This is a genomic window from Bradyrhizobium sp. USDA 4011 (assembly GCF_054063415.1).
In genome coordinates this window covers 7,833,658-7,849,611 of the sequence record NZ_JBSSGG010000001.1, presented here as the reverse complement: position 1 = coordinate 7,849,611, position 15,954 = coordinate 7,833,658, and the positions used below count along the sequence as shown (strand labels likewise).

Sequence of the window (15,954 nt, the reverse complement as noted above, 5' to 3'; positions counted from 1 at the left end):
CTTCGGCCAGGCCGAAGTAATCAGGCCGTTTTCTTGTGTTCGCCCCGGACCACGGTCCAGCGCTTCAGCTTCGAGATCGGCTTCGATTCCTCGATCCAGACCATGTCGCCCGGCTTGAACTGGTTGTCCTCGTCGTGCGCGTGGTAGTTCTTGGAACGGCGGATCGTTTTCTTGTAGATCGGGTGGGTGAAGCGGCGATCGACGCGCACCACCACGGTCTTGGCTTGCTTGTCGCTCACGACCACGCCCTGCAGAGTACGTTTCGGCATAGCTGGCCCCTTACTTCTTCTTCGCGCGCAGCTGCGCGGCGATGGTCTTGATACGAGCGATATCGCGGCGGGCTTCCCGCATCCGCGACGTGTTCTCCAGCTGCCCGGTGGCGCGCTGGAAACGCAGGTTGAAGCGTTCCTTCTTCAGGTTAAGGACCGCGTCTTCCCGCTGGTCGTCGCTCATCGCGCGAATGTCTTCAACTTTCATCTCGGCCATGGCGATTACTCCGCAATGCGCGCAACGAAGCGCGTCTTGATCGGCAGCTTGGCGGCGGCGAGCGACAGCGCCTCCTTGGCGGTCTGCACCGGCACGCCGTCGATTTCGAACATCACGCGGCCCGGCTTGATCCGGACCACCCACAATTCCGGCGCACCCTTGCCGGAGCCCATGCGGACTTCGGCGGGCTTCTTCGACACCGGCACGTCCGGGAACACCCGGATCCAGACGCGGCCGGCGCGCTTCATGTGACGGGTCAGCGCGCGGCGGGCGGCTTCGATCTGACGGGCGGTGACGCGCTCAGGCTCCATCGCCTTGAGGCCGAACTGGCCGAACGCCAACGTCGCGCCAGAGGTCGCAACGCCGTGGATACGGCCCTTATGCGCCTTCCGGAACTTCGTCTTCTTAGGTTGCATCATGGCTTTAAGCCCTCAAATTCCTGCTTTGCCTCAAGCGGCGTCGCGGCGCGAACGCGGCGTGTTGTCGCCCTCGGCCATCTTCTTGTCCTGGGCCATCGGATCGTGCTCGAGGATCTCGCCCTTGAAGATCCAGACCTTGACGCCGCAGGTGCCGAAGGTCGTGAACGCGGTGGCAACGCCGTAGTCGACGTCGGCGCGCAGCGTGTGCAGCGGCACGCGACCTTCGCGATACCACTCCATGCGCGCGATTTCGGCGCCGCCGAGACGGCCCGAGCAGTTGATGCGGATGCCCTCGGCGCCGAGACGCATCGCCGACTGCACGGCGCGCTTCATGGCGCGGCGGAACGCAACGCGGCGCTCGAGCTGCTGGGCGATCGATTCGGCGACCAAGGTCGCGTCGAGCTCCGGCTTGCGGATTTCGACGATGTTGATCACGACGTCCGACGAGGTGATGTCGGCGACCTTCTTGCGCAGCTTGTCGATGTCGGCGCCCTTCTTGCCGATCACGACGCCCGGACGGGCCGAGTGGATCGTCACGCGGCACTTCTTGTGCGGGCGCTCGATCACGATGCGGGCGACAGCCGCCTGCTTGAGCTCCTTGTGCAGGATCTCGCGGATCTTGACGTCCTCGTGCAGGAGCTTGCCGTATTCCTGCTTGCCGGCGAACCAACGGGAGTCCCAGGTCCGGTTGATGCCGAGACGCAGCCCGATTGGATTGATCTTTTGACCCATCGTCTTCTCCTGCGCCCTTCTTAGGCGCTTGCCTCGGCCTCGACCTGACGAACCACGATGGTCAGGTGCGAGAACGGTTTGAACACACGGCCCGAACGGCCACGGCCGCGCGGAGCAAAACGCTTCATCACGATGCCGTTGCCGACATGCGCCTCGGCAACGACGAGATCGTCGACATCGAGGTCATGGTTGTTCTCGGCGTTCGCGATCGCCGATTCCAGGCACTTCTTGACGTCGACCGCGATCCGCTTGCGCGAGAACTGCAGGTCGGCGAGCGCAGCCGAAGCCTTGCGGCCGCGGATCAGCTGCGCCACCAGGTTGAGCTTCTGCGGGCTGACGCGCAGCATGCGAGCGACGGCCTTGGCCTCATTGTCCGCGAGGCTACGTTCGCGCTTTGGTTTGCTCATCGTCTATTCCTCAAGCCTTCTTGGCTTTCTTGTCGCCCGAGTGGCCGTGGAAGGTCCGGGTCGGCGAGAACTCGCCGAACTTGTGACCCACCATTTCCTCGTTGATCGCCACCGGCACATGCTTCTGGCCGTTGTAGACACCGAAGGTCAGGCCGACGAACTGCGGCAGGATGGTGGAGCGACGGCTCCAGATCTTGATGACGTCGTGACGGCCGGACGCGCGCGCGGCATCTGCCTTCTTGAGCAGAGAACCCTCGACGAACGGGCCTTTCCAGACTGAACGAACCATGTCCGGCGTTCCTTACTTCTTCCGCTTGTGGCGGCTGAGGAGAATGAATTTGTTGGTCGACTTGTTGGTGCGGGTCTTCTTGCCCTTGGTCGGCTTGCCCCACGGAGTAACCGGGTGGCGACCGCCCGAGGTACGACCCTCACCACCGCCGTGCGGGTGATCGATCGGGTTCATGACGACGCCGCGGTTGTGCGGACGCCAGCCGAGCCAGCGGGTACGACCGGCCTTGCCGATCGAGATGTTCATGTGATCCGGGTTCGACACCGCGCCGATCGTGCCGCGGCAGCGGCCGTGCACGAGACGCTGCTCGCCCGAGTTCAGGCGGACGATCACGTAATCCTGGTCGCGGCCGACGATCTGGGCATAGGTGCCGGCCGAGCGCGCCAGCTGGCCGCCCTTGCCGATCTTCAGCTCGATGTTGTGCACGATCGTGCCGACCGGCATGTTGCCGAGCGGCATGACGTTGCCCGGCTTCACGTCGACATAGTTGCCGGCGACGACGGTGTCGCCCGCCGCCAGACGTTGCGGCGCCAGGATGTAGGCCAATTCGCCGTCCTGATACTTGATCAGCGCGATGAACGCGGTGCGGTTCGGATCGTACTCGAGCCGCTCCACGACCGCGGGCATGTCCACCTTGTCGCGGCGGAAGTCGACGGTGCGGTAGGCCTTCTTGTGGCCGCCGCCGCGGAAACGCACGGTGATGCGGCCGGTGTTGTTGCGACCGCCATTGCCGAGCTTGCCCTCGGTCAGGGTCTTCACCGGCTTGCCCTTGTAGAGCGCCGAACGATCGACCATGACCAGCTGCCGCTGGCCCGGCGTCGTGGGATTGTAGGTTTTCAATGCCATCGTCGTTGCGCCTTATAGTCCGGTAGTCACGTCGATGCGGTGGCCCTCTTCAAGGGTCACGATCGCGCGCTTGGAGTCCGACTGCGAGCCGAGATTGCCGCGGAACACCTTGGTCTTGCCCTTGCGAACGAGAGTGTTGACGCTCTTCACCTTGACGTCGAACAGCTTCTCGACCGCTTCCTTGATCTGCGGCTTGGTCGCCTTGCCGGCGACCTTGAACAGCACCTTGTTGTGCTCGGAGGCGAGCGTCGCCTTTTCCGTCACGACCGGCGAGATGATGACGTCGTAGTGGCGCGGATCGATGTTCTTCATTTGAAGCGCGCCTCCAGCGCATCAACCGCAGCCTTGGTCAGCACCAGCTTGTGGCGGCGGAGAATGTCGTAGACGTTGATGCCCTGGATCGGCAGCACGTCGATGTTCGGGATGTTGCGGGCCGCGGTCGCGAAACCGTTGTGCAGCTCCGCACCGTCGATGATCAGCGCGTTGGTCAGGCCGAGACCCGAGAAGTGACCGAGCAGCGCCTTGGTCTTGGCGGCCTCGAGCTGCGCATTGTCGATCACGATCAGCCCGCCGTCCTTGGCCTTGGCCGACAGCGCATGCTTCAGCGCGAGCGCTCGCACCTTCTTCGGCAGGTCGGTCGCATGGGAGCGAACCACCGGACCGAACGCACGGCCACCGCCGCGGAACTGCGGCACGCGGGCCGAGCCGTGACGGGCGCCGCCGGTGCCCTTCTGCTTGTACATCTTCTTGCCGGTGCGCCAGACATCCGCGCGGCCCTGGGCCTTGTGGGTGCCGGCCTGGCGCTTGTTGAGCTGCCACTGCACGCAACGCTGGATGATGTCCTTGCGCGGCTCGAGACCGAAGATCTCGTCCGACAGCTGAACCGAACCGGCGTCCTTGCCTTCAAGGGTGGTGACTTTCAGTTCCATCTCACACGCCCTCCTTCTCGGCTGCAGCCTCGGCAGCTTCACCGCCGGCGACCTTGAACTTGCCGGGCTTCGGGGCTTCCTTCGGCAGCGGCTTCTTGACGGCGTCGCGCACCGAGATCCAGCCGCCCTTGGAACCGGGAACGGCGCCTTCGACGAGGATCAGGCCGCGCTCGACGTCGGTCGAAACCACGCGCAGATTGAGCGTGGTGATGCGGTCGACGCCCATGTGACCAGGCATCTTCTTGTTCTTGAAGGTCTTGCCGGGGTCCTGACGGCCACCGGTCGAACCGATCGAACGATGCGAGATCGACACGCCGTGGGTGGCGCGCAGACCGCCGAAGTTCCAGCGCTTCATGCCGCCGGCGAAGCCCTTGCCGATCGAGGTGCCGGTCACGTCGACGAACTGGCCGACCACGAAATGGTCCGCCTGGATTTCCGCGCCGACCGGGATCAGCGCGTCCTCGGACACGCGGAACTCGGCGACCTTGCGCTTCGGCTCGACCTTGGCGACCGCGAACTGGCCGCGTTCGGCCTTCGGCATGTACACCGTCTTGCGGGCGCCCGAGCCGAGCTGAAGAGCGACATAGCCGTTCTTCTCGGTCGTGCGGTGGCCCAGCACCTGGCAGTTGCCCAACTTCAGCACGGTCACAGGGATATGCTCGCCGGTCTCCGTAAAGACCCGCGTCATCCCGACCTTTTGTGCGATCACTCCGGAGCGCATCGGCGTGCTTCCTGTCTTTCTGTCCGCAAGCGGCGGACGTAAAAATCCAAAACCTTAGAGCTTGATCTCGACGTCGACACCGGCGGCCAGGTCGAGCTTCATCAGCGCATCGACGGTCTGCGGGGTCGGGTCGACAATGTCGAGGAGGCGCTTGTGAGTGCGCATCTCGAATTGCTCGCGGCTCTTCTTGTCAACGTGCGGCGAACGGTTGACGGTGAACTTCTCGATGCGGGTCGGCAGCGGAATCGGTCCGCGAACCTGCGCACCGGTGCGCTTCGCCGTGTTCACGATCTCACGGGTCGACGTATCGAGGATTCGATGGTCGAACGCCTTGAGACGGATGCGAATGTTTTGGCCGTTCATTGCCGTATCTCTTTCTTCGTCGCTCAATTAGCGAATAGCGAGTGGTGAGCGGCGGGTGGGCGAACCCACCCGCTGCAAACTGACTGATCCACCCTTACTCGATGATGGCGGCGACGACGCCGGCGCCGACGGTGCGGCCGCCTTCGCGGATCGCGAAGCGCAGCTTCTCTTCCATCGCGATCGGCACGATCAGGTGCACTTCCATCGCGATGTTGTCGCCCGGCATCACCATCTCGGTGCCTTCGGGCAGGTGCACGACACCGGTCACGTCGGTGGTGCGGAAGTAGAACTGCGGACGGTAGTTGGTGAAGAACGGGGTGTGACGGCCGCCCTCTTCCTTGGTGAGGATGTAAGCCTCAGCCTTGAACTTGGTGTGCGGCTTGACCGAACCGGGCTTGCACAGCACCTGGCCACGCTCGACTTCCTCGCGCTTGGTACCGCGGAGCAGCGCACCGATGTTGTCGCCGGCCTGGCCCTGATCGAGCAGCTTGCGGAACATTTCGACGCCGGTGACGATGGTCTTCTGGGTGTCGCGGATACCGACGATTTCGATTTCCTCGCCGACCTTGATCACGCCGCGCTCGACACGGCCGGTGACGACGGTGCCGCGGCCCGAGATCGAGAACACGTCTTCAACCGGCATCAGGAACGGCTGGTCGATCGGACGCTCCGGCTGCGGGATGTACTCGTCGACATTGCGCATCAGCTCGAGGATGGCGTCGTGGCCGAGCTTCTTGTCCTTGTCTTCGAGGGCTGCCAGCGCCGAACCCTTGATGATCGGGATCTTGTCGCCCGGGAATTCGTACTTCGAGAGCAGCTCGCGGACTTCGAGCTCGACGAGCTCGAGCAGCTCCGGATCGTCGACCATGTCGCACTTGTTGAGGAACACGACGAGCGCGGGCACGCCGACCTGGCGGGCGAGCAGGATGTGCTCGCGGGTCTGCGGCATCGGGCCGTCAGCAGCCGACACGACCAGGATCGCGCCGTCCATCTGCGCAGCGCCGGTGATCATGTTCTTCACGTAGTCGGCGTGGCCGGGGCAGTCGACGTGAGCGTAGTGGCGGTTCTTCGTCTCGTACTCGACGTGAGCGGTCGAGATCGTGATGCCGCGCGCCTTCTCTTCCGGCGCCTTGTCGATCTGGTCGTAGGCGGTGAACGTCGCGCCGCCGGTTTCTGCGAGCACCTTGGTGATCGCTGCGGTCAGCGAGGTCTTGCCATGGTCGACGTGACCGATGGTGCCGATGTTGCAGTGGGGCTTGTTACGTTCGAATTTAGCTTTGGCCATTTGACTCTCCGTTCAATCGTTGACTGCCATCAACGACAATCAGGCAAACTTCTTCTGGACTTCAGCCGACACGTTCGCCGGAGCTTCGGCGTAGTGATCGAACTGCATTGTGAAGGTCGCGCGCCCCTGGCTCATCGAGCGCAGGTTGTTCACGTAACCGAACATGTTCATGAGCGGCACCATCGCGTTGATGACGTTGGCGTTGCCGCGCATGTCTTGGCCCTGGATCTGGCCGCGCCGGGAATTCAGGTCGCCGATGACCGAACCGGTGTAGTCTTCCGGGGTCACCACCTCGACCTTCATGATCGGCTCGAGCAGAACGGACTTGCCCATCTGCAGCGCCTCGCGGAAGCAGGCGCGCGTGGCGATTTCGAAGGCCAGTGCCGACGAGTCGACGTCGTGATACTTGCCGTCGATCAGCTGGACCTTGACGTCGACGATCGGGAAGCCCGCGACCACGCCGGAGGACAGCACGCTCTCGAGGCCCTTTTCGACGCCCGGGATGTATTCCTTCGGCACCGCGCCGCCGACGATCTTCGATTCGAACTCGTAGCCCTTTCCGGCTTCGTTCGGCTCGACGATGATGGTCACGGCCGCGAACTGGCCGGTACCGCCGGTCTGCTTCTTATGGGTGTAGCTGTGCTCGACCCGCTTGGTGACACGCTCGCGGAACGCCACCTGCGGCGCGCCGATGTTGGCGTCGACCTTGTAGGTGCGCTTGAGGATGTCGACCTTGATGTCGAGATGGAGTTCGCCCATGCCCTTGAGGATGGTCTGGCCGGACTCGTGATCGGTCGACACGCGGAAGGACGGATCCTCCGCGGCGAGCTTGGCGAGCGCCACGCCCAGCTTTTCCTGGTCGGCCTTCGACTTCGGCTCGATCGCGATCTCGATCACCGGCTCCGGGAATTCCATCTTCTCGAGGATCACCGGCTTGTTGGGATCGCACAGCGTGTCACCGGTGCGCGCTTCCTTCAGGCCAGCCAGCGCGACGATGTCGCCGGCATAGGCTTCCTTGATGTCTTCGCGGTTGTTCGCATGCATCAGCAGCATCCGCCCGATCCGCTCTTTCTTCTCGCGGGTCGAGTTGATGACGCCGGTGCCCGACTGCAGGACGCCGGAATAGATGCGGCAGAAGGTGATGGTGCCGACGAAGGGGTCGTCCATGATCTTGAACGCGAGCAGAGCCAGCGGCTCCTTGTCGTCCGCATGACGCACGACTTCGTTGCCGTCCTCATCGGTGCCCTTGATCGCGGGCACGTCGATCGGCGACGGCAGGTAGTCGACGACGGCGTCGAGCAGCGGCTGCACGCCCTTGTTCTTGAACGCGGAGCCGCACAGCACCGGATAGAACGCGCCGGTCAGCACGGCCTTGCGGATCAGGCGCTTCAGGGTCGCCTCGTCCGGCTCCTTGCCGTCAAGGAACGCAGCCAAAGCGTCGTCGTCAAGCTCGACGGCGGCTTCCACCATCTTCTCGCGATATTCCTTGGCCTGCTCGACCAGGTCTTCCGGGATGTCGACATAGTCGAACTTGGCGCCGAGCGACTCATCGTTCCAGACGATGCCCTTCATCTTCACGAGGTCGACGAGACCCTTGAAGTTGTTCTCGGCACCGATCGGCAGCTGGATCGCGATCGGCTTGGCGCCGAGGCGGTCGACGATGTCGGACAGGCACTTGAAGAAGTCGGCACCGGTCTTGTCCATCTTGTTGGCGAAGACGATGCGCGGAACCTTGTACTTGTCGCCCTGGCGCCAGACGGTCTCGGTCTGCGGCTCGACGCCCTGGTTGGAGTCGAGAACGCAAACGGCGCCGTCGAGCACGCGCAGCGAACGCTCGACCTCAATGGTGAAGTCGACGTGGCCGGGGGTGTCGATGATGTTCAGGCGCTTGCCGTTCCAGAACGCAGTGGTCGCAGCCGAGGTGATCGTGATGCCACGCTCCTGCTCCTGCTCCATCCAGTCCATCGTCGCGGCACCTTCGTGCACTTCGCCGATCTTGTGGCTCTTGCCGGTGTAATACAGGATGCGCTCGGTGGTCGTGGTCTTGCCGGCGTCGATATGCGCCATGATACCGAAGTTGCGGTAGTCCTCGATGGCATGTTGGCGGGGCATGAGACTGTTCCTTAAATTCCGTTGATCGCCTTACCAGCGATAGTGCGAGAAGGCGCGGTTGGCTTCCGCCATCCGGTGCACGTCTTCACGCTTCTTGACGGCGTTGCCGCGATTGTTCGAGGCGTCGAGCAGCTCCGCCGACAGACGCTCCGTCATGGTCTTCTCGTTGCGCTCACGGGCGGCCGAGATCAGCCAGCGGATGCCGAGCGCCTGACGGCGCACCGAGCGGACTTCCACCGGCACCTGGTAGGTCGCGCCGCCGACGCGGCGGGAACGAACCTCGATGGTCGGCATCACGTTCTCGAGCGCCTGCTCGAACACGCCGAGCGGCGGCTGCTTGGTCTTGGCCTCGATCATGCCGAGCGCACCGTAGACGATGTTTTCGGCGACCGACTTCTTCCCGGCGTACATCACCGAGTTCATGAACTTCGTAATGATGACGTTCCCGAACTTCGGATCCGGAAGAACTTCACGCTTCTCAGCAGAATGGCGACGCGACATCTGATCGTTTCCCGCTTACTTCGGACGCTTCGCGCCGTACTTCGAACGACGCTGCTTACGGTTCTTGACGCCCTGGGTATCCAGCACGCCACGGAGGATGTGGTAGCGCACGCCGGGCAAGTCCTTGACGCGACCGCCGCGGATCATGACCACCGAGTGCTCCTGCAGGTTATGGCCCTCACCCGGGATGTAGCCGATCACCTCGAAGCCGTTGGTCAGGCGCACCTTGGCGACCTTACGAAGCGCCGAGTTCGGCTTCTTCGGGGTCGTGGTGTAGACGCGCGTGCACACGCCGCGCTTCTGCGGCGACTGCTGCAGCGCCGGCACCTTCTTACGCGACTTCTGCACTTCACGCGGATTTGCGATCAGCTGGTTGATCGTCGGCATGCAGCCTTCACCCTTTAGTTCGCGCGGAAACCTTGAATGGCTCCGCAAATTTCTTCTCAGGACTAGCCGTCCCGTACGGCCCGCCCGACGCGGAGCAAACACCCGCGCAAAGCGAAATCGCGCCAACCACTCATCGCTGAGCGGAAAGCGCATCGACGCCACAGAGGACCGCGATCCCGAACCGTTCAGCGTTCGCTGTCCGATCCGCCACCGAGGTCATGCATCCGAATTCACTCTCAAGAGGACGCGCTCAAGAGAACTAAAATCGTCCTGGCATTGCCTAGCTATCATCGACAGCGTTTGAGCGGCATTCGTCGAGGTTGGTGCCCGTCCGGCGCTGAAAAAGGCCTTGGGGTGTTCCGTTCCGACGCTGGCGTAGCTCACCGCCTGTCGTTAAGTGAGCGCCTTGTATAATCGAGAGATAGTGAAGTCAAGCAAAACGACAAGCAAAGAAACGCCTCTGGCGCTTGCATATTTCGCATTTCGCGGCGCTCGGCGGGCGACGAAATTTGACAGCGTCCGCGCCTCCCCTCGCCTCAATCCGAATCTCCGGCACGTCTGCGGAATCGCATTATACCCGGATAAAATATGATTAGAAACAATTCTCCCCAACTTGGACCTGAAGGCCAATTTCGAAACTAAGCCTTTATTTGCCATTCGCAGCGCAAAAATTACGGTCTACGGCCACGGAAAACGTCATGCGGTACACCGACATCGCGATCATCGGCGGCGGTCTTGCGGGCTCGACCGCGGCCGCAATGCTCGGCCGTGCCGGGATACCGACCGTCCTGATCGACCCCCACCAAGTCTATCCGTTCGACTTCCGCGTCGAAAAGATCGGCGGCGACCTCCAACTCGCGCGATTCGCCCGGACCGGGATTGCCGAATCCGTGCTGCGTGCGGCGACGCTCGACGGCGAGAACTGGATCGCGCGATTCGGCCATCTGCTCGACCGGCAGCCGAGCCGGCAATACGGCATCATGTACGACGCGCTGATCGCCGCGATTCGAACCGAAATCGCCGGGCCGGCGGAATTCATCTGCGACAAGGTCGTCAATGTCGCGACCAGCTCCGAGCGGCAGCGGCTGGTGCTCTCGGGCGGCGGGGAGATCTCGGCACGCCTCGTGGTGCTCGCCAACGGGCTGAATGTCGGGCTGCGCCGGATGCTCGGCATCGAGCGGCTGGTGACCAGCTTCTGCCACTCGATCTCGATCGGCTTCGATTTCGTGCCCGTGGGCCGACCCGCCTTCCCGTTCGCGGCCATGACCTACTTCTCGGAGCGGCCGAGCGACCGCATCCCTTACATCACGCTGTTTCCGGTCGGAAACCGGATGCGCGCCAACCTGTTCACCTATCGCCCGGCCGACGATCCGTGGCTGCGGGCGATGCGGCGCAATCCGGTCGAAACGCTCAACGCTGCGCTGCCGCGGCTGCGCCGGCTCACCGGTGAGTTCGACGTGGCCGGCGACATCAAGATCAGGCCCGCCGACGTCTATGTCAGCACCGGCTATCGGCAGGCCGGCGTCGTGCTGGTCGGGGACGCCTTCGCCAGCACCTGCCCGGTCACCGGCACCGGGACCGACAAGGTGTTCACCGACGTATCCCAGCTCTGCAACGTCCATATCCCGGCCTGGCTTGCGACCGACGGGATGGGCGAGGAGAAGATCACGGCGTTCTACGACGATCCGGTCAAGACGGAGTGCGACGCCTGGTCGAATGCCAAGGCATTCAACTTCCGCGAGGTGTCGATCGGCAGCGGGCCCTATTGGCAGGCCCAGCGCTGGGCGCGCTTCCTCGGTTATCTCGGCCGGGGCACGCTGCGCCGGCTGCACCGCCCGCAGGCAACGTCAACGGCACGGTCCGCCAATCACTTCCGGCAACGTCCGCACGCCGCCGACAGGGCGTAGAGGCGCGATCAGCAAAAGCGCTTTCGCGCGAAGTGGAAAGAAAACGCGTCAAAAAGAAGCCAGCGTCCGACCATCGCCGGCGACGCGGCGCGGGACTCACGCCTCGTCTTCGTCCTCATCCTCGTCATCTTCATCATCGTCCGCGTCGTCGTCATCCTCGTCGTCCGCGTCGTGATGGACATGCCCCTGGTCGTCCCACAGCTTGCGGTAGACGCCATTCAGGGCCAGCAGTTCCTCGTGCGAGCCGCGTTCGATCGCCCTGCCGCCGGAGATCACGATGATCTCGTCCATCTCGACCACCGAGGCCAGTCGGTGCGTCGACCAGATCATGGTGCGACCCTCGGCGACCTTGAGCAGCGTGCGGTTGATCGCCGCCTCCGTGGTCTGGTCGAGCGCCGAGGTCGCCTCGTCGAGCAGCAGCACGGACGGGTTGCGGATGATCGCGCGCGCGATCGCGATGCGCTGGCGCTGGCCGCCCGACAAGGTATCGCCGCGCTCGCCGACCGGCGTGTCGTAGCGCTGCGGCAGGCTCATGATGTAGCGATGGATCTCGGCCTTCTTCGCGGCGTCCTCGACCTCGGCGTCGCTGGCCCCTTCCTTGCCGAGCCGGATGTTCTCGCGGATCGACATGTTGAACAGCATGTTCTCCTGGAACACGACCGCCATGCTGGCCCGCAGCGACTCGCGCGTCACCCGGCGGATGTCGACGCCGTCGATGGCGACGCGGCCCTCATCCGGCACGTAGAGCCGCAGGATCAGGTTGATCAGCGTGCTCTTGCCGGAGCCGCTGGGACCGACGATCGCAATGCTCTTGCCGGCATTGAGCTTGAGGCTGAGATTGTCGAGCACCGGCGTCTGCGCCCCCTCATACTGGAAGGTGACGCGGTCGAAGGAGATGTCGTTGGTGATGCGCGGCAGATCCGGCGCACCGGGGCGGTCGGCGCCGCGGGTCGGCTCGTCGAGCAGCTCCTGGATATGCCGCACTGCCGCCGCAGACTGGATCGACACCGGGATGAAATGCATGAGATGGGCGATGTTGTACGACACCTCCCAGAATGCGCTCTCGAAGGTCACGAAGGTGCCGACCGTGATCTGCCCCTTGGTCGCGAGATAGGCGCCGATCGCCAGCACCACGAGGTGAAGCAGCAGTACCGAAATGGTGACGGTGCGCTCCACCATGGTCGACAGAAACATGGCTGAGGCGGCCTTGGCCCGGACGTCGCGGTTGCGCAGCGTGAACCAGCCGAGCGCCCGGCGTTGCAGGTTGAACGCCTTGACCACCGCCTGGGCAGCGACGTTCTCCTGCACCATGCCGAGCAGCGCGGCTTCATTCTGCTTCTGCTCGTAATTGGCCAGCACCGCCTTCGGCGTCAGGATGCGCGGCCCGATCAGCGTGATCGGAAACACCAGCAAGGCGACCACGGCAAGCTGCCAGTTCAGGAACAGCATCAGGATGATGCCGGCGACCAATTCCAGGCCGGGCAGCGCCGCGCTGTTGGCGAAGGTCTTGACCGAGCCCTCGAAGGCCGACAGATCGATCGAGAAACGCGACAGGATCTCGCCGCGCTTGGTGCGGGCGAAATAGGCCGACGGCAGGTTCTGGACGTGGTCGAAGATGCGCGTCCGGACGTCGGCGATGATGCCCGCGCCAAGCCGCGCATCCCAGCGCTCGTACCAGACCGCGATGATCGAGGTGACGATGCCGGCGACCGCGAGTACGCCGAGGATCTTGTAAAGGGCCTGGAAATCCTCCTCGCCGAGCGCGTCGTCGATCAGGAATTTCAGGCTGAGCGGCATGAAGACGTTGAACAACGTCTCGACCAGCACGCCGATGGCGACGAAAGCGAGCGGCTTCTTGTAGTTGATCAGGATCGGCTTGACGAAGCCAAAGATCGTGGAGAGCGCGCCGGCGGCTTCCCTGGCGGTGAAGACGACGAGGTCCTCGTCATCATCGTCGTCGAGCTCGAACTCGTCGTCCTCGTCCTCATCATCGTCGTCGTCGGCCGGCGCGGCGGCGGGCTTGGCGGAGGCGGTAGCCGCAGGCGGACCGGCCGCGACCGACTTTTTCTTCAGCTCGGGATCGTCTGATGCAGGAGGTCTTGGCGCCATGAAACCAACCGTTGCTCCACGGCCGGCATGACCGCAAATCGAAACCGCAGCGGCGAACGCTGCTGGTACAATCCTATGCGATCACAATGAATTCGGCAAAGCGTTTGGAACGGCGTGGCGCGCGGTCCCGTGGATTCGGGATCACGGCACGGCCGCCGTTTGACGATTGGGTGACGCGAGGCCGCTCGCCTTGCGCAAGACCGCGAGCCGGTGCCGTCAGTCGTTGCCGCTAGTCGTCGTGATCCGCCTCGACCTTGTCGAAGAAGGAATAGCGCAGGCTGTCGGAGTCGGCGTACCACTGCCCCGGCCCCTTGTTGGCGGCAAGCGTCAACGTCCACAGCGCATCGGTGCAGTCGCGGCGGTGCATCGACAGGTCGAAGCCGTTGCCGAAGAACAATTCCGACCATTCCCACCAGGTGCCGAGCTTCTTCACGCCGCGCAGCAGGTCGTAGCGATCGATCACCGCCGGCGCCATGTCCGAGGTCACCGACGCGAATACGACGCCGGTCTTGACCACGCGGTTGAGCTCGCGCACCCCGCGCACAACCTGCTTCTCGCCGAGATGGCACAGCGAGGTCTCGAACACGAAGTCGAACTCATTGTCCTTGAACGGCATATCGGCGACCGAGCCGAGCTTGTTGTACTTCATGAGCGCCTTCGGCGTCTTGCCGTGGATGTAGCGGTTGTTCTCGATGCCCCAGGCATCGATGCCGCGCTCGCGCAACGCGCCGATCAGCTCGCCGCTGGCGGAGCCGGCGATCAGCAGCTTGTAGCCCTTCGCCCTGCCCCACACCGTCTTGATCAGGTCGGTCAGATAGGCCGGGTCGGTGAAGTTGCGCCAGACTTCGCTGTAGGGACCGGCGCCGCGATAATTCTCGAAATAGGTGCGGTCGATCTTGTCGGACAGCGCGCCTTCGTCTTGCGCACGGGCGCGGCGGAGCCGCATCATCTCGGTGACGATGATGTCGGTCGCGGCATCGGAGGAATCGAGCAGCCCGTTCAGCGTCGAATCGAACAGATAGTCGCCGACCACCACGATGCCGGGGTGCTGCTTCGGATCGGGACGGTGGTTGGTCATGACGTCGCGCACCGGCAGGCCGCCCGGCAGCGCGTTGACCGACGACAGCCAGCGATGGGTCTTGCCCTCGAGGAAATGCGCACGCGCATCGCCGAGCGATGCCGGCAGCGACTTCAGCGCGGCGTCGATCAGTTCCTCGTCGCTGAGATTGGCGAAGGCGAGCGCGTCGGAGCCGGCGATCAGCCAGTTCAGCACGCCGTGCTTGCCGACATCGTGGCGCGCGCCCTCATTGTAGACGCAGCAGCCGCCGAACGCCTCCGACATGAACCAGGCGCCCGGGATCTTCTCGCCCCAGAACGGCTCGTCGAACAGGATCGAGACGCGCAGATAGTGCGCCGGGCGATCGAAATAGGCGACGTGCTTGACCATCGACTTGCGCAGCTGTTCGCCGTCCCAGCGCATGGTCGCGAGCCAGGAGTGCGGCAGGCAGACCAGCACGAGGTCGAAGTCGCGCGTCTCCGGCCCCTTGCCGTTCATCATGTTGAGCTGGTAGCGGCCGCTTGCGGTCTTGCCGACCTTGAGGACGCGATGGTTGAGCTGGATGTCGGCGCTGACCTCCGAGCGCAGGCAATCGATCAGCTGCTCGTTGCCGTTCTGGATCGAATACAGGCCGATATAGCCGTCGACATCCATCACGTAGTTCTTCAGCGCGTTGAGGCCGTTGGTGTTGTGGCTCTCGGTCGCGAGGTCGGAGCGCGCCATCACCTTGAAGAACCGCTTGGCGGTCACGTCCTCGACCTCTTCGTCGAGGATCTGCTCGGCGGTCTTGTAGGCCCACGGATGTTCGTTGTCGTGGGCGCCGACGCCCTCGTAATACTCGATCGGCGACACCAGCTCGGTGCAGCGCTTGCGGAACGCCTCGATCGCGGCCGCGGTCTTCGCGCCGTATTTGCGGCGCATGCCGGGAACGTCGGCCAGCAGTTCGCCGTCGAGCTGCACCTGCTCGGCATCCATCGGGATCGTCTGCAGGCCGAAATGCTGGATCAGCTCGCGCAGCGGGTCGGGTCCCGTCATCGAGTAATCGTAGATCTCGGCGACGCCGGCCTCGTACATCGCGGGCGCGGTGTCGAATTTGCGCGTGAGAATCTTGCCCCCGAGACGGTTCGACGCCTCGAAGATGGTGATGCGGCAGAGGTCGCCGAGTTTACGCTTCAGATACCAGGCGCTCATCAGCCCCCCGGGGCCGCCGCCTACAATCGCCAAGTCGAGCATATCGATTCCGTCGTCTCCGGCACGAGCCAAACAGCCGGTCTAAGTCACCCTAGCAAAGGCACTTTTTTGCCTGAAGGGAAGATGAACAAACTGCGTGTCTGCACCGCAGCAAGGCAAGAAAGCAACAAAAAGGCCGGCAGAACGCCGGCCTTCTCGCTGACTACCGTAGTC

The 15,954-nt window shown here is 63.6% G+C and carries 18 protein-coding genes; 1 reads left to right on the top strand and 17 read right to left on the bottom strand.

What is annotated here, in order from left to right; translation table 11 throughout:
- Positions 1–20: 20 nt before the first annotated feature.
- From rpsQ to rpsL, 15 genes are all read right to left on the bottom strand, one after another.
- Positions 21–269 carry a 30S ribosomal protein S17 gene (gene rpsQ / locus ACVW1C_RS37150; protein WP_092114991.1) on the bottom strand — a complete coding sequence of 83 codons (249 nt, stop codon included), beginning with the start codon at positions 267–269 and terminating at the stop codon, positions 21–23.
- A 10-nt stretch (positions 270–279) separates the two neighbouring features.
- Positions 280–486, bottom strand: a complete 207-nt coding sequence (gene rpmC, locus ACVW1C_RS37145; RefSeq protein WP_021081654.1) for a 50S ribosomal protein L29 — start codon at positions 484–486, stop codon at positions 280–282.
- A gap of 5 nt (positions 487–491) precedes the next feature.
- Positions 492–905: a 50S ribosomal protein L16 gene (rplP, locus tag ACVW1C_RS37140; RefSeq protein ID WP_016843752.1), complete on the bottom strand. Its 414-nt coding sequence runs from the start codon at positions 903–905 to the stop codon at positions 492–494.
- Between the two features lie 30 nt (positions 906–935).
- Positions 936–1,637 carry a 30S ribosomal protein S3 gene (gene rpsC, locus ACVW1C_RS37135; protein WP_018272135.1) on the bottom strand — a complete coding sequence of 234 codons (702 nt, stop codon included), beginning with the start codon at positions 1,635–1,637 and terminating at the stop codon, positions 936–938.
- 20 nt (positions 1,638–1,657) lie between these two features.
- A complete protein-coding gene (gene rplV / locus ACVW1C_RS37130; protein WP_018272136.1) occupies positions 1,658–2,044 on the bottom strand; it encodes a 50S ribosomal protein L22 in 387 nt (128 codons plus the stop codon).
- 10 nt (positions 2,045–2,054) lie between these two features.
- Positions 2,055–2,333 (bottom strand): 30S ribosomal protein S19, encoded by a 279-nt coding sequence (rpsS, locus tag ACVW1C_RS37125; RefSeq protein ID WP_018272137.1) that lies wholly within the window; start codon positions 2,331–2,333, stop codon positions 2,055–2,057.
- A gap of 12 nt (positions 2,334–2,345) precedes the next feature.
- Positions 2,346–3,179, bottom strand: coding sequence for a 50S ribosomal protein L2 (gene rplB / locus ACVW1C_RS37120; protein WP_021081655.1), 834 nt, complete (start codon positions 3,177–3,179; stop codon positions 2,346–2,348).
- Between the two features lie 12 nt (positions 3,180–3,191).
- A complete protein-coding gene (locus ACVW1C_RS37115; protein WP_029081770.1) occupies positions 3,192–3,491 on the bottom strand; it encodes a 50S ribosomal protein L23 in 300 nt (99 codons plus the stop codon).
- Positions 3,488–4,108, bottom strand: coding sequence for a 50S ribosomal protein L4 (rplD, locus tag ACVW1C_RS37110; RefSeq protein ID WP_173637158.1), 621 nt, complete (start codon positions 4,106–4,108; stop codon positions 3,488–3,490). Before rplD ends, ACVW1C_RS37115 begins: the two co-directional genes overlap by 4 nt.
- Position 4,109: 1 nt before the next feature.
- Positions 4,110–4,829 carry a 50S ribosomal protein L3 gene (gene rplC, locus ACVW1C_RS37105; RefSeq protein ID WP_456762484.1) on the bottom strand — a complete coding sequence of 240 codons (720 nt, stop codon included), beginning with the start codon at positions 4,827–4,829 and terminating at the stop codon, positions 4,110–4,112.
- A gap of 54 nt (positions 4,830–4,883) precedes the next feature.
- Positions 4,884–5,192: a 30S ribosomal protein S10 gene (gene rpsJ / locus ACVW1C_RS37100; RefSeq protein ID WP_002712302.1), complete on the bottom strand. Its 309-nt coding sequence runs from the start codon at positions 5,190–5,192 to the stop codon at positions 4,884–4,886.
- Positions 5,193–5,286: 94 nt separating this feature from the next.
- Positions 5,287–6,477, bottom strand: coding sequence for an elongation factor Tu (gene tuf, locus ACVW1C_RS37095; protein WP_456762483.1), 1,191 nt, complete (start codon positions 6,475–6,477; stop codon positions 5,287–5,289).
- Positions 6,478–6,516: 39 nt separating this feature from the next.
- On the bottom strand, positions 6,517–8,589 hold the full coding sequence (fusA, locus tag ACVW1C_RS37090) for an elongation factor G (RefSeq protein ID WP_456762482.1): 2,073 nt from the start codon (positions 8,587–8,589) through the stop codon (positions 6,517–6,519).
- Positions 8,590–8,619: 30 nt separating this feature from the next.
- The gene (gene rpsG / locus ACVW1C_RS37085; protein WP_050402248.1) at positions 8,620–9,090 is read right to left on the bottom strand and encodes a 30S ribosomal protein S7; all 471 of its coding nucleotides are present in this window, start codon (positions 9,088–9,090) and stop codon (positions 8,620–8,622) included.
- A 15-nt stretch (positions 9,091–9,105) separates the two neighbouring features.
- A complete protein-coding gene (gene rpsL / locus ACVW1C_RS37080; RefSeq protein ID WP_006611834.1) occupies positions 9,106–9,477 on the bottom strand; it encodes a 30S ribosomal protein S12 in 372 nt (123 codons plus the stop codon).
- Between the two features lie 698 nt (positions 9,478–10,175).
- Here rpsL and ACVW1C_RS37075 point away from each other — a divergent pair.
- Positions 10,176–11,384 (top strand): FAD-dependent oxidoreductase, encoded by a 1,209-nt coding sequence (locus tag ACVW1C_RS37075; RefSeq protein ID WP_456762481.1) that lies wholly within the window; start codon positions 10,176–10,178, stop codon positions 11,382–11,384.
- Between the two features lie 96 nt (positions 11,385–11,480).
- Here ACVW1C_RS37075 and ACVW1C_RS37070 read toward each other — a convergent pair whose 3' ends face one another.
- Both ACVW1C_RS37070 and ACVW1C_RS37065 read right to left on the bottom strand, forming a co-directional pair.
- The gene (locus tag ACVW1C_RS37070; RefSeq protein ID WP_456762480.1) at positions 11,481–13,493 is read right to left on the bottom strand and encodes an ABC transporter ATP-binding protein; all 2,013 of its coding nucleotides are present in this window, start codon (positions 13,491–13,493) and stop codon (positions 11,481–11,483) included.
- A 229-nt stretch (positions 13,494–13,722) separates the two neighbouring features.
- Positions 13,723–15,783 carry an FAD-dependent oxidoreductase gene (locus ACVW1C_RS37065; protein ID WP_456762479.1) on the bottom strand — a complete coding sequence of 687 codons (2,061 nt, stop codon included), beginning with the start codon at positions 15,781–15,783 and terminating at the stop codon, positions 13,723–13,725.
- Positions 15,784–15,954 lie beyond the last annotated feature (171 nt).

Coding starts and splice junctions, on each gene's coding strand:
- rpsQ (WP_092114991.1), bottom strand. CDS start 269: ATGCCGAAACGTACTCTGCAGGGCGTGGTCGTGAGCGACAAGCAAGCC.
- rpmC (WP_021081654.1), bottom strand. CDS start 486: ATGGCCGAGATGAAAGTTGAAGACATTCGCGCGATGAGCGACGACCAG.
- rplP (WP_016843752.1), bottom strand. CDS start 905: ATGATGCAACCTAAGAAGACGAAGTTCCGGAAGGCGCATAAGGGCCGT.
- rpsC (WP_018272135.1), bottom strand. CDS start 1,637: ATGGGTCAAAAGATCAATCCAATCGGGCTGCGTCTCGGCATCAACCGG.
- rplV (WP_018272136.1), bottom strand. CDS start 2,044: ATGAGCAAACCAAAGCGCGAACGTAGCCTCGCGGACAATGAGGCCAAG.
- rpsS (WP_018272137.1), bottom strand. CDS start 2,333: ATGGTTCGTTCAGTCTGGAAAGGCCCGTTCGTCGAGGGTTCTCTGCTC.
- rplB (WP_021081655.1), bottom strand. CDS start 3,179: ATGGCATTGAAAACCTACAATCCCACGACGCCGGGCCAGCGGCAGCTG.
- ACVW1C_RS37115 (WP_029081770.1), bottom strand. CDS start 3,491: ATGAAGAACATCGATCCGCGCCACTACGACGTCATCATCTCGCCGGTC.
- rplD (WP_173637158.1), bottom strand. CDS start 4,108: ATGGAACTGAAAGTCACCACCCTTGAAGGCAAGGACGCCGGTTCGGTT.
- rplC (WP_456762484.1), bottom strand. CDS start 4,829: ATGCGCTCCGGAGTGATCGCACAAAAGGTCGGGATGACGCGGGTCTTT.
- rpsJ (WP_002712302.1), bottom strand. CDS start 5,192: ATGAACGGCCAAAACATTCGCATCCGTCTCAAGGCGTTCGACCATCGA.
- tuf (WP_456762483.1), bottom strand. CDS start 6,477: ATGGCCAAAGCTAAATTCGAACGTAACAAGCCCCACTGCAACATCGGC.
- fusA (WP_456762482.1), bottom strand. CDS start 8,589: ATGCCCCGCCAACATGCCATCGAGGACTACCGCAACTTCGGTATCATG.
- rpsG (WP_050402248.1), bottom strand. CDS start 9,090: ATGTCGCGTCGCCATTCTGCTGAGAAGCGTGAAGTTCTTCCGGATCCG.
- rpsL (WP_006611834.1), bottom strand. CDS start 9,477: ATGCCGACGATCAACCAGCTGATCGCAAATCCGCGTGAAGTGCAGAAG.
- ACVW1C_RS37075 (WP_456762481.1), top strand. CDS start 10,176: ATGCGGTACACCGACATCGCGATCATCGGCGGCGGTCTTGCGGGCTCG.
- ACVW1C_RS37070 (WP_456762480.1), bottom strand. CDS start 13,493: ATGGCGCCAAGACCTCCTGCATCAGACGATCCCGAGCTGAAGAAAAAG.
- ACVW1C_RS37065 (WP_456762479.1), bottom strand. CDS start 15,783: ATGCTCGACTTGGCGATTGTAGGCGGCGGCCCCGGGGGGCTGATGAGC.